19 protein-coding genes are annotated in these 21,018 nt (G+C 54.6%); 11 read left to right on the top strand and 8 right to left on the bottom strand.

The window, feature by feature from the left end; genetic code table 11:
• Positions 1-183: 183 nt before the first annotated feature.
• The 4 genes from VGC33_RS06055 to VGC33_RS06040 all read left to right on the top strand — a co-directional run bounded on the left by VGC33_RS06055 (position 184) and on the right by VGC33_RS06040 (position 4,137).
• Positions 184-360, top strand: a complete 177-nt coding sequence (locus tag VGC33_RS06055; RefSeq protein WP_331119852.1) for a hypothetical protein — start codon at positions 184-186, stop codon at positions 358-360.
• Positions 361-715: 355 nt separating this feature from the next.
• Positions 716-1,852 (top strand): mandelate racemase/muconate lactonizing enzyme family protein, encoded by a 1,137-nt coding sequence (locus tag VGC33_RS06050; RefSeq protein ID WP_331119851.1) that lies wholly within the window; start codon positions 716-718, stop codon positions 1,850-1,852.
• 26 nt (positions 1,853-1,878) lie between these two features.
• Positions 1,879-2,589, top strand: coding sequence for a GntR family transcriptional regulator (locus VGC33_RS06045; RefSeq protein ID WP_331119850.1), 711 nt, complete (start codon positions 1,879-1,881; stop codon positions 2,587-2,589).
• Between the two features lie 210 nt (positions 2,590-2,799).
• Positions 2,800-4,137, top strand: coding sequence for an MFS transporter (locus VGC33_RS06040; RefSeq protein WP_331119849.1), 1,338 nt, complete (start codon positions 2,800-2,802; stop codon positions 4,135-4,137).
• 38 nt (positions 4,138-4,175) lie between these two features.
• Here the strand turns inward: VGC33_RS06040 and VGC33_RS06035 are convergent, their stop codons facing one another.
• Complete coding sequence (locus VGC33_RS06035; RefSeq protein WP_331119848.1) at positions 4,176-4,559, bottom strand: winged helix-turn-helix transcriptional regulator; 384 nt, start codon at positions 4,557-4,559, stop codon at positions 4,176-4,178.
• Positions 4,560-4,657: 98 nt separating this feature from the next.
• On the opposite strand from VGC33_RS06035, the gene VGC33_RS06030 reads away from it, so the two are divergent.
• The gene (locus VGC33_RS06030) at positions 4,658-5,389 is read left to right on the top strand and encodes an SDR family NAD(P)-dependent oxidoreductase (protein ID WP_331119847.1); all 732 of its coding nucleotides are present in this window, start codon (positions 4,658-4,660) and stop codon (positions 5,387-5,389) included.
• Positions 5,390-5,408: 19 nt separating this feature from the next.
• On the opposite strand, the gene VGC33_RS06025 is transcribed toward VGC33_RS06030, so the two are convergent.
• Positions 5,409-6,323 (bottom strand): Rpn family recombination-promoting nuclease/putative transposase, encoded by a 915-nt coding sequence (locus VGC33_RS06025; protein ID WP_331119846.1) that lies wholly within the window; start codon positions 6,321-6,323, stop codon positions 5,409-5,411.
• Between the two features lie 374 nt (positions 6,324-6,697).
• On the opposite strand from VGC33_RS06025, the gene VGC33_RS06020 reads away from it, so the two are divergent.
• The 4 genes from VGC33_RS06020 (at position 6,698) to VGC33_RS06005 (ending at position 10,628) form a co-directional block, all read left to right on the top strand.
• Entirely contained in the window at positions 6,698-7,513 is an 816-nt protein-coding gene (locus tag VGC33_RS06020) for a MipA/OmpV family protein (protein WP_331119845.1), read from the top strand.
• A gap of 14 nt (positions 7,514-7,527) precedes the next feature.
• Positions 7,528-8,238, top strand: a complete 711-nt coding sequence (locus VGC33_RS06015; RefSeq protein WP_331119844.1) for a response regulator transcription factor — start codon at positions 7,528-7,530, stop codon at positions 8,236-8,238.
• Positions 8,231-9,613: a sensor histidine kinase gene (locus VGC33_RS06010; RefSeq protein WP_331119843.1), complete on the top strand. Its 1,383-nt coding sequence runs from the start codon at positions 8,231-8,233 to the stop codon at positions 9,611-9,613. The genes VGC33_RS06015 and VGC33_RS06010 overlap by 8 nt, the downstream gene beginning before the upstream one ends.
• Positions 9,614-9,992: 379 nt before the next feature.
• On the top strand, positions 9,993-10,628 hold the full coding sequence (locus VGC33_RS06005) for a transglycosylase SLT domain-containing protein (RefSeq protein WP_331119842.1): 636 nt from the start codon (positions 9,993-9,995) through the stop codon (positions 10,626-10,628).
• 17 nt (positions 10,629-10,645) lie between these two features.
• Here VGC33_RS06005 and VGC33_RS06000 read toward each other — a convergent pair whose 3' ends face one another.
• A complete protein-coding gene (locus VGC33_RS06000; RefSeq protein ID WP_331119841.1) occupies positions 10,646-11,584 on the bottom strand; it encodes a LysR family transcriptional regulator in 939 nt (312 codons plus the stop codon).
• An 85-nt stretch (positions 11,585-11,669) separates the two neighbouring features.
• Between VGC33_RS06000 and VGC33_RS05995 the strand changes: the two genes are divergently transcribed.
• Entirely contained in the window at positions 11,670-12,671 is a 1,002-nt protein-coding gene (locus VGC33_RS05995) for an MBL fold metallo-hydrolase (protein ID WP_331119840.1), read from the top strand.
• Positions 12,672-12,725: 54 nt separating this feature from the next.
• Here the strand turns inward: VGC33_RS05995 and VGC33_RS05990 are convergent, their stop codons facing one another.
• A complete protein-coding gene (locus tag VGC33_RS05990; protein WP_331119839.1) occupies positions 12,726-13,634 on the bottom strand; it encodes a LysR family transcriptional regulator in 909 nt (302 codons plus the stop codon).
• Between the two features lie 104 nt (positions 13,635-13,738).
• Here VGC33_RS05990 and VGC33_RS05985 point away from each other — a divergent pair, with 104 nt between their 5' ends.
• Positions 13,739-14,818, top strand: a complete 1,080-nt coding sequence (locus tag VGC33_RS05985; RefSeq protein WP_331119838.1) for an SDR family oxidoreductase — start codon at positions 13,739-13,741, stop codon at positions 14,816-14,818.
• A gap of 99 nt (positions 14,819-14,917) precedes the next feature.
• On the opposite strand, the gene VGC33_RS05980 is transcribed toward VGC33_RS05985, so the two are convergent.
• The 4 genes from VGC33_RS05980 to VGC33_RS05965 all read right to left on the bottom strand — a co-directional run bounded on the left by VGC33_RS05980 (position 14,918) and on the right by VGC33_RS05965 (position 20,987).
• Positions 14,918-15,883, bottom strand: a complete 966-nt coding sequence (locus VGC33_RS05980) for a D-2-hydroxyacid dehydrogenase family protein (RefSeq protein ID WP_331119837.1) — start codon at positions 15,881-15,883, stop codon at positions 14,918-14,920.
• A gap of 60 nt (positions 15,884-15,943) precedes the next feature.
• Positions 15,944-17,569 carry a methyl-accepting chemotaxis protein gene (locus tag VGC33_RS05975; RefSeq protein WP_331119836.1) on the bottom strand — a complete coding sequence of 542 codons (1,626 nt, stop codon included), beginning with the start codon at positions 17,567-17,569 and terminating at the stop codon, positions 15,944-15,946.
• Between the two features lie 268 nt (positions 17,570-17,837).
• Complete coding sequence (locus VGC33_RS05970; RefSeq protein ID WP_331119835.1) at positions 17,838-19,508, bottom strand: methyl-accepting chemotaxis protein; 1,671 nt, start codon at positions 19,506-19,508, stop codon at positions 17,838-17,840.
• 435 nt (positions 19,509-19,943) lie between these two features.
• Positions 19,944-20,987 (bottom strand): pyridoxal-phosphate dependent enzyme, encoded by a 1,044-nt coding sequence (locus VGC33_RS05965; protein ID WP_331119834.1) that lies wholly within the window; start codon positions 20,985-20,987, stop codon positions 19,944-19,946.
• Positions 20,988-21,018: the final 31 nt, after the last annotated feature.

Below are 21,018 nucleotides of genomic sequence, written 5' to 3'. Positions count from 1 at the left end.
GTGTTTTTATATTCATGATGACATCATACACCGTTAACATTTGCCGTCCCAGGCACCCCTTGCGGATAATATCATTTACGTTTTCGCGACGCGCGTTTACACCTGCGCCCATCCGCCATCCACCGGAATATCGGCACCGGTAATGCCGACGTCCCCATTGCCTTGGCGTACCGCCGTAATCGGGTGACAAGCCTGCTGACCGATCGTTTTCAGCGCGGCCAGCAAGAGGGCGATCTGGACGATACCGTTGAGGCGGGTGAACTGGCGCGCTACTTTCACATGGTGTTTAACGGCCTGTGCGTTTATGCCGGCGGCGGCGCCTCCCGCGAACAATTGCGGGCATGCGCGGCGCGGGTTTAATACCGGAGCAGCGGCAAAATCGTCAGCCGCTGCAAGATACTCGATGACCCTCTGGCCGACGGATGCGCATTTCTCACCGGCGCTAAACTCCTACGCGTTGAACAATCACCTCCCCGCGAATATCAACGGATCGTCCCCCAGGGCCTGAGCTGCAATATGCGGCATCGTTCACATTTTCATCGAACCAATCTTGCACACTTGGATACAAGAGTCCAAGATATCATTACACCAGTGAAAACATTCATTAACATAATTACTCACAACAAGGATAATGAGACTGATATTCATAACCTTATGATAAATAGCCGTTTTTTAACGACCGCAGGCCTTGTTCACGTTTAACCGGGTGAGAACCATGAAAATCAGCAACGTCAACGTATCGGTGTACAGAACCCCTCCCAGCGTCGCCTGGGAAGATGCCACCAACAAAGTTCAGGGCATCGAATTTATAATTGTTGAAATCCTGACAGATACCATCGTTAAAGGAACCGGTTTTACCTATTCGGTAGACGTCGGCGGAACCGCTATTGCCTCCTTGATAGAAAATTACCTGGCGCCGCTGGTTATCGATATGGATCCCCTGGATAACGAAAAAATCTGGAATAAGTTGCAACGCCAATCGCGGCGCTTGGGCGTCGGCGCCAATCTCATGGCTATCGCGGCCATTGACATAGCGATATGGGATATCAAAGGCAAAATTTTTAACCAGCCCCTGTATAAAATATTCGGCGGCATGCGGTCATCTATCCCTTCCTATATCAGTGAGATCAATCTCAGAAAGGATGATACGCTGGACAATTTCCTGGACAGGGTGGATGAGTATATCGCCCGGGGATATCAGACTATAAAATTCAAAATTGGCCGGGATGATATTGAAGAGGATATCGAGCGCATCGTAAGGGCGAAAGAAAAGCTTGGCAATGGCGGCAAATTATTGGTGGATCTCAACCAGAAGTGGCTGGGAAGCGATGCAATCGTAAATTGCGCCAAACTTGACGTCCTGGGTTTAGGCTGGATTGAGGAACCTCTGCTGCATGATAATCTTCAAGGTTATGTCGGACTGAAATCCGCCATCAGGACACCGTTGGCCCACGGTGAAAGCATGCATTCCCGCGCTCAGTTTCTTGCATACCTGAACGCCGGCGCCATCGATTTCGTGCAGGCGGACGTGGCCTTTGTCGGGGGATTCACGGAATGGCTTAAAATAGCCAATCTATCCCAAGCGTTTGGAAAACAGGTCGCGCCACATTATATGATGGAATTATCGGTACATATGCTGTGCGGGGTACCGAACGGCTTTATGCTGGAAAATGTTATCGGCGGCTCATTCCAGGAATTGGGCATAGCGGAAGGCTCCGTAACGATTGAGAACGGCATAGCCTATCCCAGTGAAAAACCAGGCCATGGTATTGAATTTGATGAAAAAGCGTTAAAATCAATTCGATTGGATGCTGAAGACGTCAAAAAATCGTTTAAAGGCGGCAGCAAATAGCGCCGCATATGCAAATGGAGGTGAGTATGAGTTCAAATATATCCAATGCTTTTGAAATCGACAGAAATACCTTAGAAGGCCAGATATATAAAGAATTGAAGAACCGCATCGTTTCGGTTCAGATCCTGCCTGGGCAAATGATTTCTGAAAACGAAATGGCGGCTAAATTCAACGTCAGCCGGACCCCCATCAGACAAGCGTTTTTCAGGCTGTCGGTTGATGGTTTGCTGGAGATCATGCCGCAGCGAGGCGCGCTGGTTTCGTTTATCTCCAAAAGAAAAGTCAGAGAGGCGCAAAGGATACGCGAAGTCCTGGAGCTTGAAGCTTTTACCGAGGCCGCCAACCGCTGGGATGGCACCTCGCTGGAGAGCATTACGCTTATGGAGAAAGTCGACATCATCATTACCAAACAGGAAGATGCAATAAAAATTAAAGATTATTATGAGTTTACGAAATTAGATGAAAAATTTCATGACTACATCATACAGTTTTCAGGAAACCTGAGCCTGGCGTTTATAGTGAAAGAAATGCGCTCCCATTTGAACCGGCTGCGTTATATTGAATTACAGGAAGCCCATCATGAGGCAACCGCCATTATGCAACATCGTGAATTGCTCATGGCGATAAAAAATAACGAAGAAGATCTCGTCCGGAGAATCCTGATTGAACATCTCAAGTTAGTCGAGAACTTTAGGGAGTTTATATTCAAAAGGAGAGCAGAACTTTTTATTGATTAAAATAAACCCTATTATCGACACCCTCACAACGCCAGCCGTTGAGAGGGAAACATGTAATATTGAAAATAATGCCTGTTATTAATGGTTTCTAGCAAACCAGGACTCCGTGTGCTTTTTTATCGACAAATGAATATATTAATTATCTATCCCGTTTTAACTTTTCCTATCGCATGCATTAATTAAAATTGTCTTAAATTCAGGAGAGATGACATGAACTCTGAAGAAAACCTGCTGCCACAATATGGTGCGTTAAAACAAGGGACGGGTGTTAGGCGCGCGGTTATTGCTTCGACCGTCGGCACGGTGATTGAATGGTTTGATTACGCGTTGTATGGTTCCGCCTCGGCTTTAGTTATCAATAAGCTATTTTTCCCTCAGCTGTCCAGCCTGGCGGGCGTTCTCGCCGCATTCGCCACGTTTGCCATAGGTTTTTTCGTGCGCCCGATTGGCGGCATGCTCATTGCGCATATCGGCGATAAATATGGCAGGAAGCCGGCGTTGTTACTGACCATTATATTGATGGGTATTGCCACCGTAGGTATGGGATTGTTGCCAACCTATGCCCAGGTCGGGATCCTGGCGCCTATACTGCTGGTTGTTACCCGGGTTCTGCAAGGGTTTGGCGCCGGGGCGGAATACGCGGGCGCCGTTACGCTGGTCGCCGAATACGCGCCGCCGGGGCAGCAGGCAAAATTAACCGCGATTCTCCAGTCCGCCTCGTTAGCGGGTATCTTGCTCTCGACCATAGTGTTCCTTGCGGTGGCTCAATTACCGGAGGATATATTACTGAATTGGGGGTGGCGCATCCCTTTTTTGTTCTCCATCTTCCTGTTTGTTATTGCCGTCTATATCCGTAAACACCTGGAAGAAACGCCGGAATATAATTTAGCGATGGAAAAAGCGGCAAAAAATAAACGCGAAAAACAAACGCCCATCAAGGAGCTATTTAAAAACTCACCAAAGGAAATCATATTCGGTTTCCTTTCAATTACCGGACATAACGCGAATGCTTACCTGTTGGGCAGTTTTGTCTTGAGTTATCTGACCAATACCATACATATGCCCAAAACCGATGGCCTGGTGGTCGTGATGATTTCAACGCTCGTCGGCGCCTTTATGACGCCGATGGCCGGGAAAATTGCCGACAGAGTGGGTTGCGCGCCGGTATATGCGTTTGGCGCCGTATTTACCGGCATCTACGTTTACCCGCTTTTTTTGATTTTGGAAAAGGGAAATCTTCTCTTCTCCATTCTCGCCATGTCCCTGGCCTATGGCATTGGATTTGCAACGCTTGCCGGGGCACAAGGCGCTTTCCTGGCCAATCTTTTCCCCACCAGGTACCGTTTTTCCGGCATTGCGATAACCCGCGAGCTTAATGCCATGCTTATCGCGGGGCCAACGCCCTTTATCGCCACGGCGCTGGTCGCCGCCGCCGACGGCAGTCCTTTTTACGTGGCGGGATATTTGTCCCTGTGCTGCCTGGCGACGTTGATGGCCATTTATGCTCTGGTGCAAATACAGAAAAAACTAACCCGTCATTCTTATTAACAGAACGTCCGCTGCGCCAGGATACCGTATGGCGCAGTTTAGTTTACCGCTCTGCTGATACTCTGCCGGTCGAAATCCCGCTGCGCCCGTTCGATGTCGGGTTGATGATCGACGGCCCAGGCATAGAGCGCGGCAAACGGCAGTTGTAATGTGTGCCCCAATTGAGTAATCGAATATTCAACCGCGACCGGCGAGCAGGTAATAACATATCTTCGCACCAGCCCGTTTCTCTCGAGACGGCGCAGGCTTTCGGTCAATGCCTTCTGTGAAATTCCTCCCAAGCGCCGCTGCAACTCATTAAATCGAACCGGCTGCTCGCAAAGAGCGATCAGGATCATCAATGACCATTTATTGGCGATTTGGTCGAGTATCGGGCGAGCCGCGCAGGCTGCATCGAGGGTATTAATGGCTGGCCGGGACATGGTGGTTTCCTTATGTATACCTACGGAACTGGGGGTGCGTAATTGACAGTAGGTATACAACATATACCATGATGGCTCAAATCCAATGGAGTATTTCAATGTCGAATTTAAACGGGAAAATCGCTGTGGTGACCGGCGGCGGCAGCGGGATCGGTCTGGCTATCGCGCAGCGTTTCGTCGCTGAAGGCGCGTATGTTTTCATCACTGGCCGCCGCCAGGGTGAACTCGATAAAGCGGTTGCATTAATTGGTGAAAACATTGAGTCGGTGCAAGGCGACGTCACTAAAATGGCGGACCTTGACCGGCTTTACGCCAGGGTAAAGGCCCACAAAGGCCACCTGGATGTTCTGGTGATATCATCAGGCGTTTCCGAAACCTCCACGCTGGCCGAGATAACTGAAACGCATTTCGATCTGATTTTCGATGTTAACGCCCGAGCCGCGTTATTCACGGCGCAAAAAGCGCTGCCGCTGATGGGCAATGGCGGCAGCATGGTGTTGATAGGGTCCATTGCCGGGTCGATTGGTACCAGCGGCTATGGCGCTTATGGCGCGACCAAGGCCGCCATGCGCTCCTATGCCAGAACCTGGACCCGAGAGTTTGCCGAACGGGGAATTCGCGTGAATACCCTAAGCCCCGGCCCCATAGACACGCCGATGTTTGATCAGGTTACCGATGAGGTCCGTAATTCGTTGACCACGCTTATTCCCCTGGGCCGCCTGGGCAAGCCGGAAGAAGTCGCGGCCGCAGCACTGTTCCTCGCCTCGGACGAAAGCAGCTTTATCGCCGGCGCGGAGTTATGCATTGATGGTGGGATGGCGCAGGTTTAACCGACGGCGCTTTGCTGTTTCAAGCCAACTGGTCGAGCTCTTCATCCGTTAATTGGGTGGAGGCTTTTACCAACGCCCGGTCAACGCCGCTGCCGAGAAGATGCCGGGCAACCATATATATGCCTTCACGCCGGCCTTTCTGCAGCCCTTCCTGCATACCTTCCTGCATACCTTCCTGCCGGCCAATCTGCTCCAGTTTTTGTGCTATGGTCATTATACTCTCCTGATAGCGCGGTGCCTGGCGCGCCAGTTGATTAAAAAAACCTTTGACATCGTCGGTGTCCCCGGCCTGGGAAATATAATATACCAGGCTATTATTCAGCTCCAACGATAGCGGCCACTTATATAACAGTGTGCCGATGTCCTCCGCCAATGTCGCCATATCGCGCTGCCTGATATGCTTTTGCACCAACTCAAATAATGCCACCCGCCGGTGCGACATTATATCCCGATCGGACATCAATGTAACATCAACCAACAGATAAGGATTGGAGTATATTTTCCGCGCCAGCGCCCGATCGGCAAAACAATCCAGCCAGTCGGTGCTGCCGGTAAATGGCCGTTTGCCCTGATAAAACAACAACGGTATCACGACCGGTAATTGATTAAAGCCCAGATCAAGATGGCCTTGCATCGCCGCCAGGCTATAGCGCAGTTGACGAAACGCGATCAGTTTATCCGGACGGCTCTGATGTTCAATCAGGCAGTAGATATAGCCGGTGTCCTGCGCCATATTCACCGAATACAGCATATCGGAATGATAGTTCCGCATATTATCGTCAACATATGAAGTCGGGCAAATTTTAAGCGTCCCCCAGTCACAACGTTTTATTATCGACGTAGGCAGGTGTATTTGCAAAAAATCCCGAGCGACGCTGATATCACCGAGAAATTTTTTGAAAAAAGCATCATGGGGACAATGATTAGTAACCATACATAACGACCTTCCGCACTGGATTGCGCATTAAAATTATTTTTTATATTATTTATCGTAACGGGCCAGCATAAATCGAGCAAGGCTGATTTTTTATTCTCAATAATAGATATTAAATAACATATTTTATTATTAGCATAAATTTTTTTACGGCATGGGGTAATTTTTAAAAGATATATTACCGTTGCCAGGGCACGCTGCAATCATTATGCAATCCATTTGTTATCCTCATTCCAGGTTTATTCACCAACATGACAAAACTATAAAACTTTTGCGGGCAGCCGTTGAAAAATGGTGTGAATCGACTTGCTGTAAGCCGGTTGTAAGCCTGTGGCCCTTAGAATTACCCCTCCGGCAATACCCAGGCAACTACTGTGAGAAAATTCATGCAACATCGGCTCAGCGTACGGCACGCATTGGCATCAGTTCTGTTTTTTTCCGCCGCCGCCAGTGGCGCCGGTTCTTCCCCGGCGGGAACAGAGCGCGACGCGGCGGGTTTTTCTTTTTGGGATGACGCGCCCAACGTCACCAACTGGGGGCTTGGCGTCGGCGTGGGATATAAGCAATCGCCTTACAAAGGGGACGATGCCAGCGTTTCTCCCCTGCCCCTGATTTATTTTGAGAATAAATGGGTCCATGTATTCGGTAATAAACTCGACCTCAACATCGGCCGTTGGGACAGTGTGAGTTTCACCCTGCGCGGTGAATATGCCCTGGGCGACGGCTATAAAGAATCGGATGCGCCCATTCTCGACGGCATGCAAAAACGCAAGGGCGGATTCTGGATCGGGCCGGCCCTGGCCTGGGACACGGGTTACGGCGTCTTGGGGGCGAACTTCCTGACGGCGGGGAATAAAGGGTTGAAAGCAGGCGTTGATTACCGCCGGCCCTTCAACTATGGTGATTTCACGCTGGTACCCCACATCGGCATCGACTGGTATAACAGTCAATACGTGGATTATTATTACGGCGTGGAAGATGACGAAGCACGCGCCGGGCGCGAAGCCTACGCGGGTAAATCCACCTATAATCTTTCGGCGGGCGTGCGTTTAGACTATCAGCTTACGCCGCATCAAAGCCTGAGCCTGGACGCCGGCGTTTCCCGCCTGGGGAGCGGGATTACCGATAGCCCATTGGTTGACAGGACGGCGATCCCGGAAGCAAGGCTCGGATACCTTTATCGTTTTTAACGGGATGAAATTCTATGGCGCGGGTCGCACTTATCGAGGACAACGAGCGCCTGGCGGCCATGATAGGCCAGTCTTTGTCCGCCGCCGGCGTGGAAACCGATTTTTTTTATACCCTATCCCAGGCGAAATATGGCGTAAAGCAGGCAGGATATGCCGTGCTTATCATCGATCGCGGCTTGCCCGACGGGGACGGACTGGATTTTTTAAGGGATTTGCGGGCCACGGGATATATGACGCCCTGCCTGATTCTGACCGCCCGGGATGCCTTGCACGATCGGGTCGACGGCCTGGAAAGCGGCGCGGATGATTACGTCACCAAGCCCTTCGCCATGAGCGAACTGGTGGCCCGCGTCAGGACGCTGATGCGTCGTCCGGTTGAAACCGCCGGCCTGGTATACAGCTTCGCCGATATTACCATCGATCCTCAAGAACAGACGCTGCGCGGCGCAACGCGGTCCGTATTACTCGCCCCCACCGAACTGCAAATCCTGCTGGCCATGATTGACGCGGCCGGGCAAACCGTGCGTCATTCATCGCTGGAACATGCCGCCTGGGGATTAAGCGAAGCGGTCACGCCTAATGCGCTGGAGGTTACCGTTCACCGGCTACGTAAAAAAATGTCCTCCGCGGGCGTGGCGGCCCATATCATTAATGTCCGGGGCGTCGGCTTCGCCCTGGCCGCGAGGATAGAGTCGGGTGATGACGATGGAATAGAGCATGTTTAATACTTTTCTGCGCGTCAAATGGGTACGCTACTGGACATACAGCCTCTCGGCGAGATTATGGCTGACCAGCATCGCCGTCCTGGCGGCCAGCCTGTCGCTTATCGCGGCGTTGTACTTGTTCGCTTTGAATCAATTTCCCCAGGAAATGTGGCAGAAAGATAATAATCAAAGAAATGCCGAGCGGGTTGCCGCCGGCTTGCAATACAACGCGCTGGGCATGCCGGTCTCCGTGAGGGTGGACGAACAGTTGGCCTGGCTGTTTGCGATTGCCCCCACCGAGGTGATGTATCGCGTTTTTGATGATAACGGCACATTACGGCTGAGTAGTGGAACAGACACCAGCGGCTTACCCTGGGGTCGGGGTCGGCTCGCGGATTTGACGGATTCCCATCAGCGGGTCGCCATCAGCGGCAGGCCCTTTGATGTGATAACACTCGCAACCGACCACCAGCAGCGGCGTTTTTACGTGCAGACCGCTACCAGCGACGCCTTCGGGGAAAACGTCGTGGATATGAAATTCGCCCCGCTGCCGGGGATTATTGCCTGGAGCGTGTTTATCGCGACCATCGCGTTCGGCCTGGCTTTTCCCTTTACCATACGCCGCGTGCTGTATCCCCTGAAAGTGGCCTCGGAGGCCGCCATGTCAATCACGCCCGCTAATTTGCAGACCCGTTTAAACGATCGCGATATCCCAAGCGAGATAAGACCGCTAATCGACGCGTTCAACGCTGCCCTGGCGCGGCTGGAAAAGGGTTTTATCGCCCAGCAGGATTTTCTTGGCGCCGCGGCGCACGAGCTGCAAACTCCGCTCACCTTGCTGCGGGGACAAATTGAGCTTCAGCCCGAAATCGATAATAAGCCCCTGTTGTTTCGGGAGATTGATCTCATGGCGCGCCAGGTCCGCCAGCTGTTGCACCTGGCGGAGGTGAGCGAATCGCAGAATTTTAGCTTCAGTGAGGTAGACCGGCTTGCCGTGATGCGCGACGTGGCCGCCTACCTGGACCGTAAGGCCGCGGGCAACAGTATCACCTTGCGCCTGTGGCTGCCGGACGACCTGCCGCCGATACGCGCCGATAAAAGCGCGCTGTTTATTTTGCTGAAAAACATTGTCGAGAATGCCATCAATTATTCTCCGCCCGGCGGCAGCGTTGACATGCTGGCGGATACCTCCTCTATCCAGGTGTCGGACAGTGGACCGGGCATAAACGCCGAGGACGCGGCGCGGGTATTTGACCGGTTCTGGCGCGCGCCCGGCGCGGTACACGGCGGCACCGGACTGGGACTGGCCATCTGCAGGGAAATCGCCGTTGCCCATCACTGGCAGTTGCGCGTGGAAGCACTGCCGCAGGGCAGCCGTTTTATCCTGACGTTTTAATCCCCTATTGCGGCGCAGGTCAATAAACGCCAGCGACGACATAAACCGGAAGATGCCGCGCTGATAAATAACCAGGAAACAAAACTCGCCGCAGAGGTCGGTTTTTTAAAAACCGAGGGTTGAATTACACGGCCGGCACGGCCGCAATGGAACTTGCCGTCTTATTTGGCCGTGCCGTCACCCTTACATTTTTTTAATTTTTAAATATAATTTTAGGAGGCATCTTAGAGACATAGCAACGGTGCCAGCAAAATATCGCCCAATCTAACGAAACGAGGCAAAAAAATGCAATTAGCCTCGCAACGCTGAAAAAAAACGTTCAGAAGTGGCAAAAACCTGTATATGCTGAGGGTCGCTCCCGTCGCCTGAGGCATACTGCGTGAAATTAAACTCCCTTTTCCTGATAGCTGGTTTGCTGTTGGCCGGGTGTGCCAAACAACCCACAGAGCGGCCTGTCGCCATCGTTACCCCGCCCCAGCCGCAGCAAATGCTCCCGCAGGAAGCGCCCAAGGGAATTTATGGCGGCTATATCCACGACTCCGCCAGCATCTACGGCGTGGATGAGACGCTGGTGAAAGCCATTATCCAGGTAGAGTCGGGTTATAACCCCAGTGTGGTCAGCAAATCCAACGCCATCGGGCTCATGCAGCTCAAGGCCTCTACCGCCGGACGCGATGCCTATCGGTTAAAGGGCCGCTACGGCCAGCCAAGCGCCCGCGATCTCAAAGACCCCGCCACGAATATCGATCTGGGCACGGCCTATATCAGCATCCTGCAACGGCAGTTGTCCGGTATCCATAACCCCGAGACGCTGCGCTACGCCACCGCCGTCGCTTATGTTAACGGCGCGGGCGCCCTGCTGCGATCGTTCTCAAGCGATCGGGACTATGCCATTAGCAAGATTAACCAGCTGACGCCGGAACAGTTCTACCAGCATATCCAGGAAAAACATCCCCAGCCGCAGGCTCCGCGTTACCTGTGGAAAGTGAAAAATGCCTACCTGGCGATGCGTTAAGACCGGTATTCGTTTGACTACGCGGTTACCGGCGCCGCGCCATTCTCCGCTATAGCGCATATCTCTCCCGCAAGCCAGCGGCGGCCTGCGTCGGCGTCATGTCTGGCATGCCATAACAGCGACAGGTCAAATTCCGGCAGGGCCAACGGCGGCGGACTGGCGCAAAAACCGAAGTCCCGTATCCATGCCCGCGCCAATGCTTGCGGTACCGTTGTCAGCGACGCCGTATTCTGCAATATCCCCGGTAATGAAGAGAAGTGCGGCGTGGTATAACTGATGCGCCGCTCCATGCCCTTTTGCGCCAGCATTTCGTCCGCTATGCTGCGCGCCCGCGATCGATAGGTAACCAAGAGATGTTCATAGCGCAAATAATTCTCAAGAGAGAGCGGCGCGGACAGCGGCAGTTGGCGCGGATGCCATAATACCTGGAACGCCTGGGATAACAGCGTCTCTCGTCGGAGCCAAGGCGCCTGGTCTCTGGTAACCGACACGACCATGTCCACCCCGTGCTGCTCAATGTAAGCCTGATCCTCAAAGGGCGTAGTGGCGATCACGTTGATACGAATATCCGGCGCGCTTATCCTGAGCTGTTTCAACAGCGGCGGCATCAGCCAAATTTCGACCCAATCCGCCATCCCCAGGGTAAATTTGCGCTGGCTCGCGCGGGGAATAAACTCATCCGAATCAAACAAAATTGACCGGATCCGCTCAAACTGCGGCGCAAAACGCTGGGCCAGAAAATCAGCCCTGGCGGTGGGTTGCATACCCTGAGCGGTACGAATAAACAGCGCATCGTCAAATAACGCCCGCAGCCTGGCCAAAGCGCTGCTGACCGCCGGTTGCCCGAGAAAAAGTTTCTGCGCGGCCTGTGAAACGCTGCGCTCGCGATACAGTACCAGGAAAGTAATCAGCAGATTCAAATCGACGCCACGAAAATCGTTTTCATTGATATTCATAATTACTCCAATCAATTTGATCAATAATACTGCCCGACTGATACTTAATCCATTATTTAATATTGTTTGAAAATGGATGGTAAAGATGAAATCAGTCAACAAGGTCAACGTCGCCGCCGTCTTGATGGTGGGTATGGCGCTAATGCCCGCCCTGGCGCGCATTAGCGCATCCCCAGCCCCGGTGGCGCAGCAAAAACACCAGGCGCCGGGCTTCTATCGCATGATGCTGGGCAAGTTTGAAATCACCGCCATTTCCGACGGTACCGTGACCATCCCGCTGGATAAGCTGTTACTGGATATCCCGCCCGCCGTGCTTAAACAGCGGTTGGCCGATGAGGATATGTCCACCCTTGTGGAAACGTCCATCAATGCCTATGTTATCAACACCGGTAGCAATTTGATCCTGGTGGATACCGGTTCCGGCCCGCTGTTTGGCAAGGATGGCGGACGCCTGTTCGAAAACCTGCGGGCTGCCGGTTATCCGGCGGAAAAGATAGATACCGTCTTGTTAACCCATATTCACGCGGATCATTCAGGCGGATTGGTGCATAACGGGAAGTACGCTTTCCCCAACGCCACCGTTTGGGTTAATCGGCAGGATGCCGACTTTTGGCTGAATCCCGAGAACATCGACCGGGTGCGGGAGAGTGAAAAGCATACCTTCCCGGAATCAGCGTCATCCTTCAGGCCGGTAATCAACGCGGGCAGATTAAAAACCTTCACGGGCAAAACCCAGTTGCTTCCCGGCATCAACACCCTTCCCGCGCCGGGCCATACGCCGGGCCATACGCTTTATTTGATAGAAAGCGCCGGCCAGAAGCTGCTGATTTGGGGCGACACCATTCATTCGTCCGCCGTGCAATTACCCGATCCGGACACGACTATCTCGTTTGACTGGAACAAGACGCAGGCGGCCAAATCCAGAAAAACCGTTCTGGAGCAGGCGGTAAAAAATAACTATCTGATCGCCGCCGACCATATTGCTTTCCCCGGCCTGGGCCATGTGAAATACCGTGAAGCCATGGCGGGCAATCAGCGGGGCTACCGGTGGGTGCCGGTTAACTACAGTCTGTCGGGTTTAGATTAACCGGCGTAAAAGCGGGATGGGGAATGGTTGTCGGCCACCCGCCACGCACATGCCTTAACGGATATGCAACTGAGCGGCGAAAGTTTGCAATAATAGATCGATCTTGGGCGTGAGCTGCTTATTTTTCGGCCAGGTAATATGCAACGGCAGGCCGTCGACCGAGACCTCGGGCAGCACCGGCACCAGTTTACCTTCACCGAGACTTTTGCTTACCAGCCAGGTGGCCATCTGCGCCATTCCCGCTCCCGCCTCCAGGGCCGCCACCTGCGCTTCGCTATCGCTGACCATCATATGATGCGCCACCTCCAGCGTTTTGGCCCGCCCCCCCTGCGCCGGCAGCAACCAGCGCGCCCCCGCGCCATCGCTTTTGCCATAAACCACGCAATCATGCTCGCCCAGCGCCTCCAGGGTGAGCGGCGCTCCCCGCGCCTTAAGGTAAGACGGCGCGGCGCAGAAAATCAGGCGTTCCGTGCCCAGGTAACGCGAACCGATAGTCGGCGGCAGATCGCCGACGCCGCCGATACGCACCGCGACATCCACCCCTTCGTCAACCAGATCGACAAAACGATCGGTAAAAGTGATGTGGGGCCGCAGATGCGTATGCCGCTTGAAAAACGCGATAAGCACCGGCATCACGATAAGACGGCCGAACGAGGCCGGCAGATCGATACGCAGCCGGCCCATCGGCGTATGGGCATGGGACGCCAATACCGCCTGCGCCTCGGCCAGATCGCTTAATACCCGGGTACAGGTAGCGAAAAATGCCTGCCCGGCGTCGGTGAGGGTCAACCGGCGCGTGGTGCGATCAAACAGCCGGGTTTCAAGACGTTGTTCGAGGCGCGCCACGCTTTTGCCCACCGCGGAGCTGGTGAGATTCAGCTGTTCGGCCGCGGCGGCGAAGCTACCGTGCCTGGCGGTGTATACAAAGGCGCCAAGGCCCTTTAGGCGTTCCGAGGGATTCATATTAATATGGACAAAAATTCTTGAATGGCAGGAAATAATAGCCGGGATAAGAATTTAATTCCAGTTTAAGCTGAATAGCTAAAACGGCTATAGGAGGTTTAAACATGCAACACAGCGCATTGATCGTCGGCGCCAGCGGTATTATCGGCAGCGCGCTGGCGGAAAAGTTACTCCGCGGCGGGTGGCGGGTACATGGCTTGTCTCGCGGACGCACGCCAATGCCGGCGGGGTGCGAGGCCATCGTTGCCGACCTTACCGACGCGCAATCCGTGGCGGCGGCGGTAAGCGGTCTTCAGGTCGATCGCGTGTTTTTCACCGCCTGGGCGCGTCAGGCTTCGGAAAAAGAAAATATCCGCGTCAACGGCGCCATGATCAGCCATGTGCTGGATGCGTTAGGCGGCTCGCTGAACAGTTCGCAAAATCAAGGCCACGTCGCGCTGGTAACCGGACTGAAGCATTACCTCGGGCCGTTTGAGGCTTATGCCACCGGCGCGGTTCCCGTCACGCCCTTTCGCGAAGAGCAGGGGCGGCTGCCGGTGGATAATTTTTATTACGAACAGGAAGACCGCCTGTTCGCCGCGGCTCAACGCCATGGCTTCACCTGGAGCGTCCATCGCCCGCATACCATCGTCGGGTATGCCATCGGCAATGCCATGAATATGGGGGTGACCCTGGCGGTCTATGCCACGTTGTGCAAATACACCGGCCAGCCGTTTATCTTCCCGGGTTCGGCCATGCAATGGCAAGGCCTGACCGATATGACCGATGCCCGGCAGTTGGCCCGTCATCTGGAATGGGCCGCCACCCATGACCAGGGAAAAAATCAGGATTTTAACGTCGTGAACGGCGATATCTTCCGCTGGCAGTGGATGTGGCCGCGAATAGCCGGCTACTTTGGCCTGGAAGCGGCTCCGTTCCCCGGCCAGACGTCGCCGCTCGGAGAACGTATGCATGACGCGGCGGCGCAGTGGGCGGATATTGCCGCGCGCTTTAGACTGCGCGAGGCCGATATCGATAAGCTGGTCTCCTGGTGGCATACAGACGCAGACCTCGGCAGGCCCATGGAGATAGTCACCGATATGAGCAAAAGCCGCAAAGCCGGTTTCACCGGCTACCAGGATACCCACGACGGCTTTATCGACCTGTTTGAGCGTCTGAAAACCGAACGGATCATCCCGGCATAGCGCGCGGCCGCCACAGGACGGCGGATAGCCCGTCCTTGGGACGCAGCCGCCGCAGGCCGGGCGGATTGCCACGCCTTGGCGCGGATGCGGCCGGATGCGCTAGGCCAGCAGCCGGATTGGCCGGCCGGCGTGCCAGGCCAGGATATCCTCGATCATATGGCTGAAAAACAGGCTGTAGCTCTCGCGGGTCACGTAACCGATATGCGGCGTCGCCAGGACGTTATCCAGGGTGCGAAATGGATGTCCCGCCGGCAATGGTTCCTGATCAAAGACATCCAGCGCCGCGCCGGCGATGCGTTTCTTGCGTAATGCGTCAATCAGCGCCGCCTCGTCGATAATCGGCCCACGCGCGGTATTGACCACATACGCGCCGGGTTTCATCCGCGCCAGCGACGCGGCGTCGACGATCCCGCGGCTGCGTTCGCTTAATACCAGATGGACGGATAACACGTCCGACTGGGCAAACAGCGTCTGCTTGTCAACATAGATCACGCCCGACTCGGCCGCCCGTTCGGCCGTCAGGTTTTCACTCCAGGCGATAGTTTCCATGCCGAAGGCCTGCGCATAGCGGGCCACCTTGCGGCCAATTTTACCCAAACCCAGGATGCCGAGCGTCCGGCCATGCAGGCTGACGCCCAACCCCTGCTGCCAACCGCCAGACTTCAGCGCATTCCCCTCGGCCAGCAGATTGCGGGTAAGCGCCATAACCAGCGCCCAGGTCAGTTCGGGGGCGGCATAAGGATCACCGCCGGTGCCGGCGACGCTTATCCCCAGCTCACCGGCGGCGGCTATATCAATGGCGGCGTTTTTCATGCCGCTGGTGACCAGCAGCTTTAACTGCGGCAACTGCATCAACAGCGCGCGGTCAAAACGGGTCCGCTCACGCATGGCGCAGATAACGTCGTAGGAGCGCAGCCGTTCGATCAGCACCGCGGTATCGGCGGGAAATTCGTGCAAAAAAATCACCTCGCCGACCGGCGCCAGCGCCGACCAGTCCACTAACCGACCGGCGACGGATTGCCAGTCGTCGATAACCGCAATGCGTAAAGGGGATAAGGGGCTCATCTTTTTTCCTCGCAGTGGTTCACAGGATGGCAGGAAAATATCATCGGCTTTTTTGGCCGGTCATGCCAGCGCGAACTTGCTGACGCTTTGCCGCAAACGTTCGGAATGACCAATAAGCGAATCGGATGCGCTTGCGCAGGCCAGATTCAGCAGATTGCTTTGCGCGATTTGATCGTTGAGTTGCTTGATTTCACCGGCAATGGCGTTGACCCCCTCGCTTTGCGAAGCGGCATTGCGCTGCAGTTCCTCCAGCAACAACGCCACCCCCTGGACCGCTTGGATAATATCGTGGTATACCGCATCCAGCGCTTTTACCCGGCTGAAACCGCCGTCGATGTGCCGGTGGGTGGATTGAATCAGCCTATCGATATCACGCGTCGACCCGCCGCTTTTTTGCGACAGCAGGCTCATTTCCCTCGCGACCACCGAAAAGGTGCGGCCATGGCTGCCCGAATGAGCCGCTTCGATGGCCGCGTTGAGCGAAAGCAGTTTGGTTTGCATGGAAATGCCGTCGAGAAAGGTGACGATACCGGCTATTTTTTCCGACTCCGCCACGATTTCATGCATTTTTTTATCCACCTCCGTCACCATATCGCCGCAGCGCCGGGTCAACGCCTCCGCCTCGCTCATATGCCGCGTGGCGTTGCCGGCGAACAGCGCGCCGTTTTCCGCCTCTTGCGCCACGTTGTTTAATCGGTCGCCAATGGTGTGAAAGGCCAGCGTCTGATGCCGGTTATGCTGGCTGATGCGCTGGTTATGGCCGGCGATATCGCCGGCGCCTTGCATCACTAATGAAGATATTTCATTGATTTCATCAACGATATGCCGCAACCCACCCCGCATCTGGCCAATGCCCCGGTTGAGGGCCGATATCTCCCGCGATTGCCAGCGGGTCGCCGGCGCATGCTCGCTTAGATTGCCGGTGGCGATCTGCGCCAAATGACGCAGCGCGCGGTCGAGCGGCACGATAACGGCATGGGAAAGGGCCACGCCGGCCAGCGCCAGCAGCCCCGCCAGCAGCGCGGAGATGCCAAGCGACAGGCCGCGGCCGGTGGTCAGCGAGGACAATATCGCCTGGTTAAGGCTCCCGGCGTCGGCGGTGTCCTGGTTCAAACGCTGATAAAACGCCGAGTTGAACTGTTCCTGGAACGCCTGGATGGGCACCATAAAAAAGGAATCGATATTATCCGCGCGCAGGCCTTTTAGCTGCTCGTTCAGTCCATCGAACACCAGGGCAAAATTTTGCCGCAGGTCGGCGTCGCCATCCCCCGCGCCCGCAAGCTTCAGGTAGTCGGCAAAAAAAGCCCGGGCGGCTTTCAGCGCGATATCGGCGCTGTCGGCCAACGCCTGCCAACTGCCGACGGAACCACTTTGTTTATCCTGCATAAAATAGACGCCGGCGCGATTGATATTGTCGCTGGCGGTCAGTAATTCTATACGGGATTTATTTATTAACGCCTGACGTTCCGTCATGACGTGGGCGGTGGCGATATTGATTTTGGTGTGGGCGACCAACTGCGAGAGCAACGTGATTGAGACGCATTGCAGCAGGCCAAACAACAACAGGAACAGGATAAATCCCCCGCGCAGGCTGGTCAGCCACTGCGGTGCGACGATCCGCGGCAATCGCCATGCGCTACCCTTAAAACCGCCTCGACCCATTACCAACATTATTTTATCCATCATAAATAAAATCCAGTATTCGACGGCTTGATGTCAGTAACGTTACAGCCGCGCAATGGGGTCGGCAAAAAAATCTATCCGCGCCGCTAAGCCAAATAAACCGCAGAATATACGGCGAGCTTGTCGGGATGGCGCGCGTGGTTAACCGGTGGCGGCCTTGACGCGCAGGCCGTTGAGGGGATGCATCGGGATGGAATGGCGTAACGATGGGGCGTGCGCGGCAACCGGCGCTGGCCGGTTGCCGTCAGGGGTTAATCAGTGAGGATTGAGATTAAAATGTTTCCCAATTTTCGGTAAGCTTTTCCCGACCGGACGGCGTTTTTAACAGCGCCGTCGGCGTTACGGCGGGCGGCAATGTTGACGCATCCACTTTCATTGATTGTCCCGCCATAGCCGGCAGCCGGAACACCGACACGGTTTCCGTTAGCAAACGGGCCTGTTCTTCCAACGATGCCGCCGCCGCCGCCGATTCCTGCACCAGCGCCGCATTCTGTTGAGTGACCCCATCCATTTCAGCCACCGCGGTGCTGACCTGGCTGATGCCCCGGCTTTGTTCTTCCGAGGCCGAGGAAATTTCACCCATTAAATCCGTCACGCGGTTTACCGCCTGCACGATACTGTGCATGGTATCGCCGGCGCGCGAGGCCTGGATGGAACCGGTGCTTACCCGTTCAACCGACTCGGCGATCAGCCCTTCAATTTCTTTCGCCGCCTGGGCGCTGCGCTGGGCCAGGCTGCGCACTTCGCCCGCCACCACGGCAAACCCCCGGCCCTGTTCTCCAGCCCTGGCCGCTTCCACCGCGGCGTTTAACGCCAGGATATTCGTCTGGAACGCGATGCCGTTGATAACGCCGGTGATATCGGCGATTTTTTTAGAACTGGTGGTGATGCTGCTCATCGTGGCCACCACCTCATCGACAATTTCGCCGCCTTTCCTGGCGGTATTGGATGCGTCCTGCACCATTTTATTGGCCTGGAAAACATTTTCCGTGTTTTGCTTAACCGTCGCGCTTAGCTGCTCCATGCTCGCGGCGCTCTCTTCCAGGGCCGCCGCCTGTTGTTCCGTGCGTGAGGACAGGTCGGTATTGCCCAGGCTGATTTCCCCGGCGCCCTGGTATATGGAGGCGGAACCGTCGCGTATGGCGGAGACCGTGCGTATCAGGTTTCTCTGCATTTCCTGTAGATAAGGAAACAGCCGGCCGACATTGTTACGGCCGAAATCGTCGATGCTGTCGTCCAACTGCCCGTCGGAAAGGGTATGTAGCTGTAATTTAAACCGTTCCAGCGGTTTAATCATGCAGTTGACAAGATAACGGTCGGTCAAGGCCAGGATGATAAGTCCGGCGATGATGGCCGCAATCAATATATTTTTGCACCAGTCGACCAGCTCGCTCACCCGCCGCGCGCCTTCCTGCGACATGGCCTCGTCTTTGAATTTTTCCGCCGCCGCGCCAAACGCCACGCTGAACGGCGGCGATTGCGTCCGGTATATGCGACGGTATTCATCAATATTTTTTTCCTGGGCCGCCTGCAATAAAGGCGCCATACCCTGGTTAATAAGGCTGGTCCAGCTGTTGACGATGTTATCCGTTATCGCGGGGTCAATAGAGGGATGCTGGCGTAATTTAAACTCTTCCAGGGCCGCTTTAGTGCTCTGCATGGCGGTAGCGGCGGTTGCCAGGACCTTATCGGCATCCGCTAATTCGCCGGTCTGGACATAATCCATGGCCCTGGACAGGCGCGTAACGGTGCGAAAATACTGGTCGTTGCCATGGGTGACGAGATCGATGTCTTTTTTCTGATCTTCACTGACTGTTAATAAATGGTTTACCTGATTCAGCGAGGACAGGGTAAATGCGGAAACCCCACCCCACAGCACCAAAAAAAAACCAAGCGTTATTAAGAGTATGACTCGAATACTGGCATTTTTTAAAACACGCATAGGTACTGCTCCTGTTTATTATTTCTATGCTGGCTTCTGCGCATATGGGTGGAAAGCATTGAGGATGGGGAAAACGTAAGAACATTTATCGCACCATTTATGCCAGGGAAAACCTGGGATGATTTTTGCGCGCCGACCTGTTCGTATGTTGAAATCAAATATTGTCCACGCCCTGTGAAACGACTTATCTGAGTTACAATGGTTATCGGCAAACATTGACAAATCTTGATAGACAGAGGAGAAAATCAGATCAAAAACAGAGGGTTAGATTGGCGTGTGGGCGGCCATTAATAAATAAGGACTTTAATGGATTTTCCCCCCTTGCCGGATGGATTGAAAATGTGCGTATTATCTTATTATTGCAAAACGATAGGCGGCGGCATTCAGCACTATGACCGCAGCCCGCATCCCGGCGCTGATTGCCGGAGATGAATATTAGTACCCTATTTTTGCCGGATTCGACCGGTTGGCGCTGGTGAAAAATACCTCGCCCTTTTCCAGGTCGCTATCGTTCCCCGCATCGGCAAACAGCGTCACCACCTGTTCGCCGGGTTTCAGCGTTTGCGCCAGCCGGCAAGCGCTCTTCCAGTTAGCCGCCGATGAGGCGCCGATGCGTATGCCGGTCAGCTTATGAAATTCGTACATTGCCGCCAGCGACTCTTGCCAGCCAATCAGGTTGAACGGCAGTTTGTTAAGCTTCATATGGGTGATAAAAGGCTGGCGAAAGCCAAAGCCCATCCCACCGGCTCCGGCAAATTTATCCCGGCCGTTAGGGGGAGACAGGGTACCGAAGGGCAGCTCTTTGGGTGTGGTGCCCAGCACGTTCAGCGCCGGGTTATCCTGCGCCAGCGCCGCGTAAACGCCGGATAGGGTTCCTCCGGTCCCCACCGCCGCCACCCAACCGCCGGCCTTGCCGCCCCTGAGCTGGCGGCGGATTTCCTGACCGGTGCCATGCCGATGCACTGCCACATTCACCAGATTGAGATGTTGAGCCAGCAATGTCCAGCCAGGGTCCGCAAGCGCAATTTCCTGAGCGCGGGCCATTAACCCCAGCAGGAAATAGCGGGAATCCACCAAGGTCAATTGCGCGTTTGCCTCACGCAAAGCCCTGACCAACACATCGGGCGAGGAGTCCGGGATGACCAGGTGCACGGCGATGTTGCACAAATTGCCCAGCATCGCCAGCGCCCGGCCCATATTACCGCCGGAAGAATCCAGTAACTTCAGCGATCCTTTGTGAAAATCGTGATTATTTATCGCTTCGCAAAACATACCAAACGCGGTGCGATCCTTGACCGACCCAAAAGGATTTTCAAACTCAAGCTTCGCCAGTATGCTGGCCCCGCCCTCAGGGCCGGGAACCGGCATTAACGTGGTATTGCCCAAGGCCGAATAAAAAGCGGACAGTTGCGGAAACATATCCAACGCTTTGGAAGGATCCGGCGCGCGCTCGATATGGTTGAATAATTCCAGATTCATCATCTTTCCTTGAAAAATTTTATTTTGCCAG

It is taken from the genome of Acerihabitans sp. (genome assembly GCF_036398755.1).
GTDB lineage: Bacteria > Pseudomonadota > Gammaproteobacteria > Enterobacterales > Enterobacteriaceae > Acerihabitans.
The sequence above is the reverse complement of the archived record's forward strand: the minus strand, read 5'-3'. Positions and strand labels throughout refer to the sequence as shown.